The sequence below is a fragment of the Pseudomonas sp. R3-41 genome (assembly GCF_054161485.1).
In genome coordinates this window covers 1,138,944-1,154,147 of sequence record NZ_CP096421.1, presented here as the reverse complement: position 1 = coordinate 1,154,147, position 15,204 = coordinate 1,138,944, and the positions used below count along the sequence as shown (strand labels likewise).

Annotated in this window: 12 protein-coding genes, 1 tRNA gene and 2 pseudogenes; 9 read left to right on the top strand and 6 right to left on the bottom strand. The window is 62.1% G+C overall.

Features of this window, described 5'->3' with window-relative positions:
* The first annotated feature begins 44 nt into the window (after positions 1-44).
* Together M1D99_RS05190 and ggt are read left to right on the top strand one after the other, a co-directional pair.
* Positions 45-121 (top strand) — tRNA-Met (locus tag M1D99_RS05190).
* 191 nt (positions 122-312) lie between these two features.
* Entirely contained in the window at positions 313-2,154 is a 1,842-nt protein-coding gene (gene ggt, locus M1D99_RS05185; RefSeq protein WP_458131470.1) for a gamma-glutamyltransferase, read from the top strand.
* A gap of 271 nt (positions 2,155-2,425) precedes the next feature.
* On the opposite strand, the pseudogene M1D99_RS05180 reads toward ggt, so the two are convergent.
* Positions 2,426-2,857: pseudogene (locus M1D99_RS05180) on the bottom strand (methyl-accepting chemotaxis protein); the annotation flags it as partial.
* Between the two features lie 108 nt (positions 2,858-2,965).
* Positions 2,966-3,652, bottom strand: a pseudogene (locus M1D99_RS05175) (PAS domain-containing protein); the annotation flags it as partial.
* 302 nt (positions 3,653-3,954) lie between these two features.
* Here M1D99_RS05175 and M1D99_RS05170 point away from each other — a divergent pair.
* The 3 genes from M1D99_RS05170 (at position 3,955) to M1D99_RS05160 (ending at position 7,355) form a co-directional block, all read left to right on the top strand.
* Entirely contained in the window at positions 3,955-5,373 is a 1,419-nt protein-coding gene (locus tag M1D99_RS05170; RefSeq protein WP_458131469.1) for a short-chain fatty acid transporter, read from the top strand.
* Positions 5,374-5,485: 112 nt separating this feature from the next.
* Positions 5,486-6,646 (top strand): hypothetical protein, encoded by a 1,161-nt coding sequence (locus M1D99_RS05165; RefSeq protein ID WP_458131468.1) that lies wholly within the window; start codon positions 5,486-5,488, stop codon positions 6,644-6,646.
* A gap of 181 nt (positions 6,647-6,827) precedes the next feature.
* Positions 6,828-7,355 carry an SET domain-containing protein gene (locus tag M1D99_RS05160; protein ID WP_186704993.1) on the top strand — a complete coding sequence of 176 codons (528 nt, stop codon included), beginning with the start codon at positions 6,828-6,830 and terminating at the stop codon, positions 7,353-7,355.
* A 10-nt stretch (positions 7,356-7,365) separates the two neighbouring features.
* Here the strand turns inward: M1D99_RS05160 and can are convergent, their stop codons facing one another.
* Complete coding sequence (can, locus tag M1D99_RS05155) at positions 7,366-8,010, bottom strand: carbonate dehydratase (RefSeq protein ID WP_458131467.1); 645 nt, start codon at positions 8,008-8,010, stop codon at positions 7,366-7,368.
* Between the two features lie 5 nt (positions 8,011-8,015).
* Positions 8,016-8,144: a hypothetical protein gene (locus tag M1D99_RS05150; protein WP_264083867.1), complete on the bottom strand. Its 129-nt coding sequence runs from the start codon at positions 8,142-8,144 to the stop codon at positions 8,016-8,018.
* Here M1D99_RS05150 and M1D99_RS05145 point away from each other — a divergent pair.
* Positions 8,143-8,547: a serine kinase/phosphatase gene (locus tag M1D99_RS05145; protein WP_434574336.1), complete on the top strand. Its 405-nt coding sequence runs from the start codon at positions 8,143-8,145 to the stop codon at positions 8,545-8,547. The genes M1D99_RS05150 and M1D99_RS05145 overlap by 2 nt on opposite strands.
* 250 nt (positions 8,548-8,797) lie before the next feature.
* On the opposite strand, the gene rimI is transcribed toward M1D99_RS05145, so the two are convergent.
* Together rimI and M1D99_RS05135 are read right to left on the bottom strand one after the other, a co-directional pair.
* Entirely contained in the window at positions 8,798-9,250 is a 453-nt protein-coding gene (gene rimI / locus M1D99_RS05140; protein WP_047229376.1) for a ribosomal protein S18-alanine N-acetyltransferase, read from the bottom strand.
* Positions 9,243-10,022, bottom strand: coding sequence for an energy transducer TonB (locus M1D99_RS05135; protein ID WP_434574333.1), 780 nt, complete (start codon positions 10,020-10,022; stop codon positions 9,243-9,245). Before M1D99_RS05135 ends, rimI begins: the two co-directional genes overlap by 8 nt.
* 180 nt (positions 10,023-10,202) lie before the next feature.
* On the opposite strand from M1D99_RS05135, the gene mksB reads away from it, so the two are divergent.
* From mksB to mksF, 3 genes are read left to right on the top strand one after another with little or no spacing between them, the layout of a single operon-like run.
* Positions 10,203-11,483, top strand: a complete 1,281-nt coding sequence (gene mksB / locus M1D99_RS05130; RefSeq protein ID WP_411385637.1) for an Mks condensin complex protein MksB — start codon at positions 10,203-10,205, stop codon at positions 11,481-11,483.
* The gene (mksE, locus tag M1D99_RS05125) at positions 11,473-12,174 is read left to right on the top strand and encodes an Mks condensin complex protein MksE (protein ID WP_014340217.1); all 702 of its coding nucleotides are present in this window, start codon (positions 11,473-11,475) and stop codon (positions 12,172-12,174) included. The genes mksB and mksE overlap by 11 nt, the downstream gene beginning before the upstream one ends.
* Entirely contained in the window at positions 12,171-15,011 is a 2,841-nt protein-coding gene (mksF, locus tag M1D99_RS05120; RefSeq protein ID WP_458131466.1) for an Mks condensin complex protein MksF, read from the top strand. Before mksE ends, mksF begins: the two co-directional genes overlap by 4 nt.
* Positions 15,012-15,204: the final 193 nt, after the last annotated feature.

The following is a 15,204-nucleotide window of genomic DNA, read 5'->3' as shown; positions in this document are numbered from 1 at the left end:
ACGCTTGACACATCTTCGTTACCGGCGAATAATGCGCGCCACTTGGCTACATAGCTCAGTTGGTTAGAGCATAGCATTCATAATGCTGGGGTCCGGGGTTCAAGTCCCTGTGTAGCCACCAAGTACTAGAAACGGCTTATCGAAAGATAAGCCGTTTTTTTATGCCTTGAAAAAACCCGCTCTCTCAGAAATTGTTTATGCCCCTGCCATCAGGGACAGACTGGGCTTTGCTCAGTCCCGTGTCGATTTGCGCCACACGCCTCGCATCGCTACAGTCGATCCTATATCCCAAGCCCACGGATGGAGCGACACGTGCTCAAAGATCTGAAACCGAACCTTCATCGCCTGTCAGCCATTTCGTTGCTGGCTGTCGCGTTAACGCTTGGCGCCTGCAAGGCCCCGCCCTCCTCCACCGCCACACCAGCATTGCCCGCCCCACCGGAAATCACGTCCGGCTACCGCACCGACGTACAGACGCGTTACGCCGACAAGCACATGGCGGCCGCGGCCAACCCGCTGGCGGCCGAAGCCGGGCGGGAGATGTTGCGGCGCGGCGGCTCGGCCATCGACGCGGCGATTGCGATGCAAGCGGTGCTGACCCTGGTGGAGCCGCAATCCTCGGGCATTGGCGGCGGCGCGTTCATCGTTCTGTGGGATGGCAAGGCTGTGCGCACCTACGACGGTCGCGAAACGGCACCGGCCGGCGCCACCGAAAGACTTTTCCTGCAAGCCGACGGCAAACCCATGCCGTTTACCGCCGCCCAAATTGGTGGCCGCTCCGTTGGCACTCCCGGGGTGTTGCGTGGGCTGGAACTGGCCCACCGTAAACACGGGCGCCTGCAATGGGCGACGTTGTTCGAACCGGCCATTGCGTTGGCCGAACAAGGCTTCGCGATTTCGCCCAGGCTGCATTCATTGATCGCGACCGACCCGTCTTTGCCGGGCTCGCCGGACATGGCGGCATACTTTCTCAATGCCGATGGCAGTCCGAAGGCAGTTGGCACCATCCTGAAAAACCCGGCCTTGGCAGGGGTGCTCAAGCGCATCGCCAACGAAGGTCCCGATGCGTTGTACAAAGGGCCGGTTGCCGAGGAGATCGTCGCCAAGGTGCAGGGTCACGCCAACCCCGGCAGCCTTTCGCTGAACGACCTCCAGGGCTACACCGCACGGGAGCGGCCCGCGTTGTGCACCGACTACAAGCGCTGGCAAATCTGCGGCATGCCACCACCGTCTTCAGGCGGGGTTGCCGTGGCACAGATCCTCGGGACGTTGCAGGCCCTGGAACAGCGCGACAGCAACGCGGCCCTCTCCCCCTTGAAACCCCTCAAGACCGATAAACCCGCCGGCATTGAACCCTCTCCCGAAGCGGTGCACCTGATCGCCGAAGCCGAGCGCCTGGCCTACGCCGACCGCGCCCAATACATCGCCGACCCGAATTTTGTAGCCGTGCCGCTCAACGGACTGGTGAATCAAGGTTACCTGGCCAGCCGAGCCAGCCTGATCGGCCCTCGTAGCATGGGTGTCGCCAAGCCCGGCACACCACCGGGCATCCAGGTAGCCTACGCCCCGGACCGTTCACCGCTGCGTATTTCCACCTCGCAAGTGGTGGCGGTGGATGACCAGGGTGGTGCGGTGTCCATGACCACGACGGTGGAATCGGCGTTCGGCTCGCACCTGATGGTCCAGGGTTTCATGCTCAACAACCAGATGACTGACTTCTCGTTCATCCCTGAAGAAAACGGGCAAAAAGTCGCCAACCGCGTCGAGCCCGGCAAACGCCCGCGCTCATCCATGGCGCCGACACTGATCTTCGACCATCAGGGTAGACTGCTGGCCGCTGTCGGCTCCCCCGGCGGCTCGCAGATCATCGAATACGTCGCCAAGTCAGTGATCGGCCTGCTGGATTGGAACCTGGATCCGCAAACCGCCATCAACCTCCCCAACTTCGGCAGCCGCAATGGCCCCACCGAACTGGAGAAAGGACAGTTCAGCCCGACGCTGGTCCAGGCGCTGAAAGACAAGGGCCACACGGTGAGCGAAATCGACATGAACAGCGGCACCCAGGCTATTGTCCGGGTGCGTGATTCTCAGGGGAAAACCTCACTGGCCGGCGGTGCGGACCCGCGACGGGAAGGCGCAGCGCTGGGGGATTGAGTACTCGTCGATCAAGTTGAGGCAGCCTTAGGGAGTTGCATACTGTGGCGAGGGAGCTTGCTCCCGCTGGGCTGCGAAGCGGCCCCCATTGGATCACCAAGATCGTTCAGGCAGACCGCGTCAGCCGTTTTACGACGGCTGCGCCGCCGAGCGGGAGCAAGCTCCCTCGCCACAGGGAGAGTGTTTGGCTGGAATGATCAGTCTGTGAGCACCAGAAAATCCTGTGGGAGCGAGCTTGCTTGCGATAGCGGCGGCTCGCCCAGCAGTGTTTTCAAGTCGATAGCTGATTGGCAAACTGGCTCACCGCATCGACGACTTTTTTCGCCCCGTCCTGGATCTCAACGATCACCGTCCCCGCCTCGGCGGCCAGGGCCAGTCCGTGTTCGGCCTGGTGCTGGCCGTCGGTCATCAGCGCCACGGCGTTGCGGGCCATGTCCTGGTTCTGGCGAACCACGCCGACGATTTCATCGGTGGCCTGGCTGGTGCGCGATGCCAATTGGCGCACCTCATCGGCCACCACCGCAAAGCCCCGGCCTTGCTCGCCGGCCCGGGCCGCTTCGATCGCGGCGTTGAGCGCCAGCAGGTTGGTCTGTTCGGCGATGCCGCTGATGGTCTTGACGATGGTGCCGATCACCAGGGATTGCTCATTCAACGCCTCGATGCCTTGACCGGCGGTTTGCATGTGCCGGGCCAGGTCGCGCATCACGTCCACGGCCTGGGTCACCACCGTCGTGCCGCGCTGGGCGCTGCTGTCGGTCTGCAGCGAGGTGCTGTAGGCAATGTTGGCCGCCTCGGCGACGGCTTTTTCCTGGTTGACCTGGTCGGTGATGTTGGTGGCGAACTTCACGACTTTATACAGTCGATCGTTGGCATCGAGCACCGGGTTATAGGACGCCTCCAACCATACTTCACGACCGCTGCTGTCGAGACGCTTGAAGCGCCCGGCCACGAATTCCCCGCTGTTCAAGCGTTTCCAGAAATGCTGATAGCCCGCGCTGTTGTATTCCTCAGGCTCACAAAACGTGCGGTGGTGCTTGCCCTTGATCTGCGCGAGGCTGTAACCCATGGCGTTGAGGAAGCGATCATTGGCCGTCAGTACGTGCCCGCCCAGATCGAACTCGATCACTGCCGTTGAACGCACCAATGCGCCGATGAGGTTTTCATGTTCCCGGGACGCTTCGATGGTGCGGGTCAGGTCATTGGAGTACATCGAAAAATAGCGGACCCGCCCGTCAGCATTCCGTACGGGCTGGAGGATTGAACGCAGCCAGGCTTCCTGGCCATTGCCCCGCAGCAGGCGCACGGCACCGGAAAAGTGCTCGCCACGGGTGAGCGCCGACTTGAAGCGAACCTGGAATTCATTAGATCTCAGATACGCGGGAACCAGCTCATCCACAGCCCGGCCGATCAGGTCCTGGCTCTTGTAGCGCATCTCGTCGAGGAAATTCTGATTGACCGATTGAATCCGTCCGTCGGCATCCAGGGTGAGGCCAAGCATTTCGCGATCCAGGCTTTCCTTGACTTGCACAAGGCTGGACAGTTCTTGGCGAAGAGCCAGTAGCTCCTGCTTCAGGCGGTTGTTGAACATGGGCAGCTCCGACAGCAGAAGAATTGAATAGGCTGTTCCCTTGCCATCGGCCCAGCGTTTTTTTTCTAAAGAGCGCCGCGAGCCGGTACTGAAAATATACCGTCGCCCGCCGAACCCGATCAGCCTCCCACGGTCACTGGATTGTTCTACTGTTGCGCCTGGCTTTTGAAGCTGCCTTGAATATTCATAATCATAAAAACGAGGTAATTGCCGTGACCACTGACATCGAAGACAGCCGTTCCGCCCGCTTCGCCTTGCGCTGTTCCAGTTTCGCCGAGCGCTGGTTTCCCGACTCCTGGGTCTTCGCCGCGCTGGCGGTGCTGGTGGTCGCCGTGGCGACGCAATTCATCGGCGCCACGCCCACGGCCGCGGCCATGGCGTTCGGCGACGGCTTCTGGAGCCTGATCCCGTTCACCATGCAAATGGCCTTCGTGGTGATTGGCGGTTACGTGGTTGCCAGCTCGCCGCCGGCCGTCAAGTTGATCGATCGACTTGCGCGTATTCCGACCAACGGCCGCTCCGCGGTGGCGTGGGTGGCGCTGATTTCCATGGTCGCGTCTTTGCTCAACTGGGGCCTGTCGCTGGTATTTGGAGGTTTGCTGGTGCGCGCCCTCGCCCGGCGCACCGACCTGAAGATGGATTACCGCGCCGCCGGCGCCGCCGCTTACCTGGGCCTCGGCGCGGTATGGGCCCTGGGGTTGTCTTCGTCGGCGGCGCAATTGCAGGCCAACCCGGCCAGCCTGCCCCCCTCGATCCTGTCGATTACCGGCGTCATTCCTTTCACCCAGACCATTTTTCTCTGGCAGTCTGGCGTGATGCTGCTGGCGCTGATCGTGATCTCGCTGATTGTCGCCTACGCCACCGCTCCCGGCCCCAATAGCGCCCGTGATGCCGCCGCGTGTGGAATCGATCCGAGTTTCAGCATGCCGGCATTGCAGCCCCGTACCCGCCCGGGAGAATGGCTGGAGCACAGCCCGCTGCTGACCATCGCCCTGGTGCTACTGGCCGCCGGCTGGCTGTTCCATGAATTTTCGACCAAGCCTGCGATCAGCGTCATTTCCGGGCTCAACACCTATAACTTCCTGTTCATCATGCTCGGCGCCTTGCTGCACTGGCGGCCGCGCAGCTTTCTCGACGCCGTGGCCCGCGCGGTGCCGACCACCACGGGCGTGTTGATCCAGTTCCCGTTGTACGGCTCGATCGCCGCGCTGCTGACCACGGTCAAAGGCAGCGATGCCCAGACCCTGGCTCACCACATCTCGACCTTTTTCGTCCAGATCGCCTCCCATGACACCTACGCTTTGCTGATGGGCGTCTATTCGGCGGTGCTGGGCTTTTTCATTCCTTCCGGTGGCGGCAAGTGGATCATCGAGGCGCCCTACGTCATGCAAGTGGCTAACGACCTGAACTATCACCTCGGTTGGGCGGTGCAGATCTATAACGCCGCCGAAGCGCTGCCGAACCTCATCAACCCGTTCTACATGCTGCCGTTGCTGGGGGTGCTGGGGCTGAAGGCCAGGGACTTGATCGGGTTTTCCTTCGTGCAGTTGCTGGTGCACACGCCGTTGGTACTGGCGCTGCTGTGGGCGCTCGGGACGACATTGACGTATTTGCCGCCAGTGATGCCATAAGCCTTAAAACAGGGCCGATATTTCCATCGGCCCACTTCTTCTTCGGCTCGGTCTGTTTCAGTATGGATACACCCTGTTTTCCCGGGGCCCCCACGCTGAAAAGGATCTGAGCATGTTCAAACTCGCCGTACTTCCTCTTGCCGCTCTCACCCTGAGCGCCGCCGCCCACGCCGCCGACATCGACGTAAACCTTGGCAGCACCGAACGCGTCACCCGTCTCTTCGCTTATCCCAACAACTGCAACGTCATTTGTTTTCGCGACTGGACACTGGAACAGACCATCGAGCATTACCTGACGCAAAGTGTCCAGCGCGACGGCTACGACGCGGCCAAGGTCAGCGTCAAAAGCGACAACGGCACCGTCTACGCCAACATCAGCGGCGTGCCGAAAAGCTATGGCCAACCGCTGAAGGCCCTACTCGACGCTGGGGACCTGGCGTACAACGGCGCAACCAAACTCAACAACGACAAGAAATGGTCCTACAACTGGTACCTGTTCCTGCCGCTGGGCATGGCCCTGGAGAACCGCAAGAGCGTCGAGTTGCTGCACTTCCCGCCGGATTACTCCCTGACCCAGGCCCAGGATTACCTGGAGTCGGCGACCACTGATCGCTGGGCCACGCTGCTCACCGTCAACGGCATCGCCGCGCCAAACACACCCGCTTACCAGACCATCATCGACATTGCGCCCATCGCTGCGCCGTCCAATGCTGGCAGCACCTTGGAGGGGCTCTACAGCTACTTCAACGATTACCAGACCACCATGGTCAAAGAGGTTACCCAAACCGCCAGCGGCGCCGCATTGCCGATGGTGGCCTTCGGAGCGCCCGTTCGGAACTGGATCAAGACCCAGTACGGCCAGACCATAGGCGTGCTCGGCCTGGCAACCATCACGCCGACGGCGGGGGTCAAGGTGCCGGTCCTGGGCTCCAACCACCCGAGTTATATCTGGTACGCCGCTGACAAGGAAAACTACGACGGCGACGAAGCCAAGGCGGATGCCGCCGGCTTGAAGGTCATGGGCCAGGACTTGAGTGCTGCCTGCTGGCAGGCCGGCATGGGCAGCAAGCCGGGCACCGATCCAAGCACCCTGCTGAACCAGTGCACGCAGACCTGGCAGGTCACGGACAAGGAAAAGACCTGCGAATTGTTCTACACCTCGGTGCGTAAACTGAGCGAGGCAGACGCGGCGAAGAAATGCGAAACACCGGCGATCAAGTCGCAACTTCCACAATTGAAGGTGCCCATGCCGCTGCCTGCCGAGGCGGTGTAAACCTCGGGGCGCTTTCCCGCGTAAGCCTGCGCTGACACGGGAAGGCGCCTTTGGCTCCTGTCAGAGTCGACAGTAGATCCTGCCCCCGACTTGGGCGAAGCTATCAAAAGTTTCTTTCAACGACCGCCGGCAGGATCGCCAGCGCCAACAAGTCGAGTGTCTATCACCGACAAGGACTGTCATGAGCCTGTTCATCCGCGATAGCGCCTGTTCACAGCGCCGGGATTGCATCTACCCGGAAAAACAACTCAGCACCCGCCTGGGCTACCCTTCTGTGCGCGACTTTGAAGTGCATCAGACGACCGACGGGCGCGGCCACGGCATCATCGCCCGCAAGCCCTTCGCGCCCATGACGAGGATGTGCAGGGTGTCGGGGTTGCTGGTGAGTCGACGGCGCCGGGACACGTTGCAAATCCTGCCGAACGTGCACATGTATGACCCACGCTTCGCCGGATTGCTGCTGCACTCCTGCAACCCGAACGTGTTCCTCGACATGAGCGAACTGTGGTTGTGGTCACTGGCCCGTATCGATGAAGGTGACTGCCTGACGATGGACTACGCCAGTACCGAACAGAAACTGTACCGGCAGTTCGCCTGCCGCTGCGGTTCGTACAACTGTCATGGCTGGATTACCGGCTATGACGAACCGCCCAATGAGCAGGGAATGACATTTCTACGGCACTGGCGTCGTCAATGTCACCGCGACTGACGAGCCTCAGTCAGGACGCGCCAACCGGACGCAGCCGATACTGCGGCGGCAATTGCTCGAAACCGCTGATCGTGGTGTCCAGGCTCTTCCAGCGTCCGTCCTTGATGCCGTAGATGCAGCCATGAATCGACAGTTTCTGCCCACGGTGCCAGGCGTTCTGCACGATGCTGGTATGGCCGACGTTGGCGACCTGCTGGATCACGTTGAGTTCGCACAGGCGATCCACACGTTCCTCTTCGGTCGGCAACTGGCCCAACGCCTCGCGATGCTCGTAATACAGGTCGCGAATCGAGCGCAGCCAGCCGTCGATCAGGCCCAGTTGCTGGTTCTGCATCGAGGCACGCACACCACCACAGCCATAGTGGCCAGTGACCAGGATGTGTTTGACCTTGAGCACGTCCACGGCGTACTGGATCACCGACAGGCAGTTGAGGTCGGTGTGCAGCACCACGTTGGCCACGTTGCGGTGCACGAACAGATCACCCGGCAGCATGCCGACGATCTCGTTGGCCGGCACCCGCGCATCGGAACAGCCGATCCACAGGTACTCCGGGGTTTGCTGACGAGCCAGCTTGGCGAAAAAGTCAGGATCCTCCTGCTTGATCGCATCGGCCCAACGCGCGTTGTTATCAATCAGATCTTGTAATTCGTTCATGCTGTCTAGCCTCGATAGAGAGTGCGCAACTGTGACAGACGACCGCCGGTCGGGGTCACGTCGGTGATGCATTGGAATTCCTGGCTGCGCTGCCGGTCGACACCAGTAAGGCCCACAGTATGAGGAATTGCCATGAATGATTCACGACGCCCCTTCGACGCGACGCAGCCGGAACCCATCGACGACAACGAGGATCGCATGGGCTCGATGCATGAGTTGGAGTTCGACGACGAACAGCCCAGCGCGAAAATCGGCGACGAATTGCCGCAAGGCGAACGCGAACAGCTGATGCCTCGTGAGCGCGTGCGTGAAGCGGGCATGACCGGCGCCTCGACGGATGACCATCAATCCACCGATGACGACATGAGCCCGGAAACCCTCATCCGCGAAGACGGCGCTCGGGACGCCTCCGAGGCCGGCGACGACGAGCAGGCGGATTGGGACCTGAGCGTCGTGAACGAAAATGATATTGGCGGAGGCGATGGGCTGGACGAAGCGGAAATGGCCGATATCGATCCGTTGGATGGCAAGCGCTGACCCGACCCTGTGGGAGCGAGCCTGCTCGCGAAAGCGGTGGGTCAGCCTGTATCAAATGTCGGATGGGCCGAAGCCATCGCGAGCAGGCTCGCTCCCACATTGGTTTTGTGTATGACCTCAGGTTTGATGTACCCCACCAATACCCTGTGGGAGCGGGCTTGCTCGCGAAAGCGATGGTTCAGTTCGCATCGATGCTGGATGTACCGCCGTCTTCGCGAGCAAGCCCGCTCCCACAGGGGGTCGTGGCCGTTCAGTCCACCAAGGTACACGCCATGACCACCGCATCCTCGCGCCCACCCACCGCCGGGTAATAATCCCGGCGCCGGCCCACTTCGTTGAAGCCATAGCGCTCATACAGCCTGAACGCCGTGCGGTTGCTGTCGCGCACTTCCAGGAAACATTCCCGGGCCTCGGCCTTGTAGGCGATCGACATCAGGTGTTCCAGCAGGCGCAAGCCCAGGCCACGGCCCTGGTTTTCCGGCTTGACGGTGATGTTGAGCAGGTGCGCCTCGTCCAGGATGATCTGCACCACCCCATGGCCCACTTGCTGCTGGCCTTCGAACATCAGCCAGATCTGGTACTTGCCCAGCCCGTCGAGAAATATCCCGCGGGTCCAGGGGTGGCTGTAGGCCGCGTATTCGATTTTCAGTACAGCGTCGAGGTCCGCCTCGGTCATCGGGCGGAACGATACAGCGTCACTCATTCGATTCTTTCCAGCGCGCCATCAGCCGGCGCATGGCTTGCCAGACATCAGCCTTGCGCTGTGGCGTTTCCATTAACAATTCCAGCCCGGGCAACGCCCAGGCCGAGCCCAGGCCTTCGACCTGCAATTCGCGATTGAACGCCTCGGCATCCGCCTCGCCGGCAAACTTCACCGCTGGCAGGCCGATCAGCCACAGGCACACGCAGGGCTCGTCTTCGAGCCGCGCCGAAACGAAGCCCTGGACGAAATCCCGCGCCGCTTCCGGCCCCTGGTCCATGGTGCCTCGCGACAACAGCGGCCACCGCACCGGTTCGCCAATGATCTGCGGGCTGTCCGGCAGACCGGCGGCGCGCAGCATGTCCTTGAGCAGCAGGTAGGCCGGATCGCGGCTTTGAAACGGCTCGCCCGTGGGCAACTCCACCAACAGCAGGCAACGCCCGGCCCGCAGCAGTTGCAGGGCGAAACGCGGCGGGGCGACATAGGGGGCCTTGGGCGGTGCCTCGACCACCTCTTCCACCGGTTTGGCATTGGTGCGGGTCGAGGCCAGGCTCGGGCGAGGCACTTCGATTTTTGGCCGCTCAGGTGCGGCGGCTGGCGTCTCGGCGACCGTCTTGGCCACAGGCGCCGTCACGACCGGCGCGACGTACTCGGGCTCGGGCGTTTCCAACAGCTCGGGCCGCGACGGGGCGGCGAACGGCAATTCGGTACGCGGCAGCCAGTTGACCACCTGCATGGCGGTCAGATAGGCGCGGCGACGGGACTCGATAAGCAAGGGTCGGCCACTTGTGGATAACTGAAAGTGGAAGCGATTCTACCGCCCTTCGACGCGGATCGCTTCCCTGTGAGTCAATTATCGATCAATAGGGAACGACAGTCCGTCCAAGGGGTGAATCGCAACCGGCCCGATGCAGTACAATCGCCGCTTTTAATTGCCAACCCGACGGCCATTGCGATGATCGAACCCAAGCGCGTCTTGCGCGCCCTCGCTGAACACTGGGCATTGCTGGAACCTTTGTGCGAGCACTTCGACCAGGGCACCCTGAGCCTCAACGAATTGCGTTCACAGCTGGCCGCCCAACAACTGGACAGCACGCCCCAGGACATCACCAACCTGCTGGACGTGTGGATCCGCCTGGACATCCTCGTGCCGGTGGCGAAAAGCCCGAACCGCTTCGAGCTCAACGCCCAGATCCATGACTTCCTCGCCTACCTGCGCCGCGAACACCGCCTGGGCCTGTGTTTGGAAATCGAAGCCTACCTGCGTCACCTCGAACGCCTGGCCGGCTACATCCAGGATGCCTTCGATGTGCGCGACGGCAACGACCTGGCCCGCCAGTTGCGCCTGCTGGACATGCGCGTGCGCGACGTCCTGAAGAAACTGGCCAACGACGAACAGGCCCTTGTCGCCGTGGCCGAACGGGCCAAGACCAGTGACCGGCAGATCCCGCTGCGCCAGCGCTATGCCGAAGTGCTGGCGACCTGGGACGAATACGTCGAGCCGATGATCCAGTTGGTGAACGCCGACGGCGCGTTCGAGCAAGGCGTGCGCAAGGTCGAGAACGTGCTGTTGCGCATGCTCACCGAACAGCAGCGCCTCGGCCACCTGGTGGACGACGACATGCTGCTGCGCACCCACGCGCGCATCCTGGAGATGCAGACCAGCGCCCAGCTGACCCTGCGCCACGCCCGGGAACTGCTTTTGCCGTTGCGCGAAGAGGCCCGCCGCCATAACGCCGTGACCCGTGGTGCCGCCCTGGCCCTGGCGGCCATTCGCCGCAAAGGCATTGACGCCGTGCCGCAAGCGGCCATGCCGCTGTTCACCCGGCCGCAAAGCACCTTCCTGGGCAGCGCCAGCCAGGTTGAAGCCTACGTCTATGCCCTGGCCCGCTTCGAACCGAAACCGGCGCGTTTCCCCAAGTCCCACAAGACCCACAAGGGCGGCGAAGCACCGCGTGCGCCACGCACCGTGCGCGAGATGGTCGAGCGCTGCGAAGACGCCCTGCCGATGCCGGACTTGATGACCTGGCTGCTGGAGCAGGAGCCGGACGGCGCCACCGACGAATTGCTGTACTGGTTCTCGCGCCTGTCGCGGGAAAAACGTTTCAAGCGCGAGCGTCTGGAACGCCGCGAATACCACACTCACGAGCATCAGGTCAGCCTGCGCTCCTTCGCCCTGCTCTCGGCCGGCGACACCGCCGCCGAGGATTCTGCGAGCATCCCCCATGCATCTTGATCTATCCGAACTGTCCCAGCTGGCGCCGATCTTCCGCGAGCTGTTCAAGGGTTACCACGTCAGCCGTCGCGACCCGGAACTGTACGCCCAGTTGTCGAACTTCCAGGACCAATACCGCACGCTGTTCAAGGCCCTGGGCTTCGAACTGGTGTGCGACACCCGTGGTTTCTACTACTTCGTGCCGGACCTGGCCGCTGCGGCGGTGAACAAGACCGCCCAGCGCCTGGCCCTGTTCACCTTCATCCTCGTCGAGCACCTGGCCGACCAGGGCCGCGATCCCATCGCCGTGCTTGACGGCGGCAGCCTGGGCCGCGATGAGCTGCCTTCATTGCTGGAGAAATACCGCGACCTGTTCATCCAGGCCGAAGTACAGACCCAGGAAGAGCTGGAAGAAAAAATCATGCGCCGCATGACCCAACTGGGTTTTGCCAGCGAAGAAAACGGCGTGTACCGCTTCCTGCCGCCGATGCATCGCTTCCTCGACGTCTGCCTGTCCGTCCAGCAGGACCGCGACCTGGCCGCCAGCCTGCACAGCGTGCTGCCGCTACCGGCACCGGTATTGATCGATGAAGACAGCGACGAAAAACTGCTGCAGACCGATGATCCGCTGGACCTCAGCGAATTCGAAGGTGAAAGCGAAGAAGACGCACTGGCCCGCGCCATTGCCGAAGAACAGGAGACCGACGCATGAGCAAGGAACGCTACGGCATCCGCCGCTTTGCCCTTTTGAACACCGCCGGCTACAGCCTGGGCTTGTTCCCCCTGGAAGAACCGTTGTCGGTGTATGGCGCGAACAACCTGGGTAAATCCGCCTCGATCAACGCCTTGCAGTTCCCGATCCTGGCGCGCATGTCGGACATGAGCTTCGGCAAGTACAGCCTGGAACAATCCCGACGTTTCTACTTTGCCTCGGACACCAGCTACATCCTGGTGGAAGTCGCCCTGCCCCACGGCCCACACGTGATTGGCGTGGTCGGTCGCGGCCCTGGTGGTGGTTTCGGTCACCAGTTCTTTGCCTATGCCGGCAAACTGGACCTGGCCCACTATCAGAAAAATGACACCTGCCTGCGCCAGAAAGAGCTGTTCACCAACCTGGAGCGCGAAGGCCTGAAAGCCTACGAACTCAAGCCGGATGAACTGCGCCGCCTGCTGGTGGGTGGTCACACCTCGATCCCGCTGGACCTGACGCTGATCCCGCTGCGCTCCACCAGCGAGCAAAGCCTCAAGACCTTCCGCGCGCTGTTTATCAACCTGCTGCACATGCGCGAAATCACCGCGGCCAAGCTCAAGCAACTGTTCCTCGATGCGTTCGAACACAGCCTGCGCTCCGGCAGCGTGGACTACATCGCCGCGTGCGAAGAAGCCTTCCGCGATGTACGACGCATGGAGCAGGACTACAACTCCCTGGTGGCTGCCGGTCCGCTGGTGGAAGCCCTGGCCAATGGCGTGAAGCAGCGCGACATCCTGCGCGGCAAATTGCATCGCCTCTCGCCGTTGCTCGACTCACTGCTGGGCACCTGGTCGGACTACGCCAGCGCGCGCAAGGAAGAGCTGACCATCCAGGCCGAACATTACCGCAACGAGCAGGATTCGCTGCAGAACGACCAGCGCGGCGGCACCCAGGAGCTGATGCGCCTGGAGCGGGAAATCAGCGGTATCCAGCGCTGGATCGGCGAGCTGTCGGTGCTCAAGAACCGCTTTGCCCTGGTGGATGACGTCAAGGTCCTGGAACAACAACTGCTCGCCGCCAAGGACGCCCACGACGAACTGGCCGGCGCCCTGGCCCAGTCCCGGCAGTTCAGCGCCGAAGACTTGGAAGAACGTCTGCGGGACCTGGAAAAGCGCCTGAAGTCGGTCAAGCAACAACTCGATCACGCCGACAACAACAGCTACGCCCGCCTGCGGGAAGAATTCTCCCAGCAGGACGTGGAACGCCTGATGCGCTTGTTCAACAGTGCCCTGTTCAGCCTGCCACTGGGCGAACACGGCATCGCGTTGGACGAGAACGGCGAGTGGGTCAAATCCATGGAGCTGATCCTCGACGGCTTCAAGGGCGAGCGTTTCGAAGTGCCGGGCCTGTCCATCGACCTGTCCCACATCGAGCCGCCGGCCCTGCAAGCCCTGGCCGACCGTGCCGCGCTGCGGGACCAGAAAGAGCGCTTGGAAAAAGAGCTCAAGCAGCTCAAGACCCAGCAAGCCGTGGCCGCCGACCGCGCCGCGAGCAAGATCCAGACCGAGGCGCTGTACCAGCAGGTCCTGGACGCACAGAAAGCCCTGGAAGATTTCCGTCGCACCCAGACCTTGAGCGCCGAGGAAGGCGAGAAACTCGAGCAACTGGCGCAGATGGAAGCCGCCCAGGACGAGCTGAAGCGCTCCAGCGATGCGTTCACCGAACGCGTCCAGCAGCTGTCCGCCAAGTTGCAACTGGTGGGCCGGCAGATCGCCGACATGGAAGCCAAGCAGCGCACCCTCGACGACGCCCTGCGCCGCCGTCAATTGCTGCCGGCGGACCTGCCGTTCGGCACGCCGTTCATGGACCCGGTCGATGACTCCATGGACAACCTGCTGCCGCTGCTCAACGATTACCAGGACAGCTGGCAAGGACTGCTGCGGGTCGACGGCCAGATCGAAGCGTTGTATGCCCAAGTGCGCCTCAAGGGCGTGGCCAAGTTCGACAGCGAAGACGACATGGAGCGGCGCCTGCAACTGCTGATCAACGCCTATGCCCACCGCACCGACGAGGCCCTGACCCTGGGCAAGGCGCGTCGTGCGGCCGTGACCGATATCGCCCGGACCCTGCGCAACATCCGCAGCGACTACGACAGCCTCGAGCATCAACTGGCGCTGTTCAACCGCGAGATCAACAAGCGCCAGGTGTCCAACCTGCAGAGCTTCCGTATCGTCCTGGCACCGAACAAGGAAGCGCTCAAGCACATCGACCAGATCATCCACAGCGCCGGCCAGTACGAAGAAGGCGAGACGCTGTCGGTGTTCGACCTCAGCCAGAGCGCCGAGCAGGACAACAAGAACGAAGAAGCCAAGGAATACCTGGCGCGGCTGGTGGCGGCGAACCACAACCAGCTCGGCCTCAAGGACCTGTTCGAGCTGGCGTTCGAGATCACCAAGGTCAACGGCCAGCCGGTGATCCACACCGACATCGACGGTGCGGCGTCCAACGGCACCACCATGACCATCAAGGCGCTGACCAACATGTACTTGTTGCTGCACCTGATGGACCGCGAGCAGGCCGGTCGCGTGCGCCTGCCGTACTACCTGGACGAAGCGGCGGACATCGACGAGAAAAACCAGGCCGCGCTGCTGGAAACCAGTCTGCAACTGGGCTTCGTGCCGATCCTTGCCAGTGTAAAGCCGCAAGTCTGCGCCAGTGTCGCCATCGACCTGGAAGGCGGCAGCGGCCCGAACGGCATCTACATCGACGAAGCGGACTGGAAATACATCCGTCGTCACGATGCGGTGAAGGCCACGGTGAATGTCCAGGCCGATGAGCCGGAGCTGGATTCGGTGTGATGTGAATCTCTGGATGTGAAAAAGGCCGCGATCCATTGGATCGCGGCCTTTTTTGTTATCGCATACTCTGTGGCGAGGGAGCTTGCTCCCGCTCGACTGCGCAGCGGTCGCAGACTTTGGGGCCGCTACGCCCGAAGCGTCGGACCGGCTCAGCGGGAGCAAGCTCCCTCGCCACAGGCATCACATTCAAATA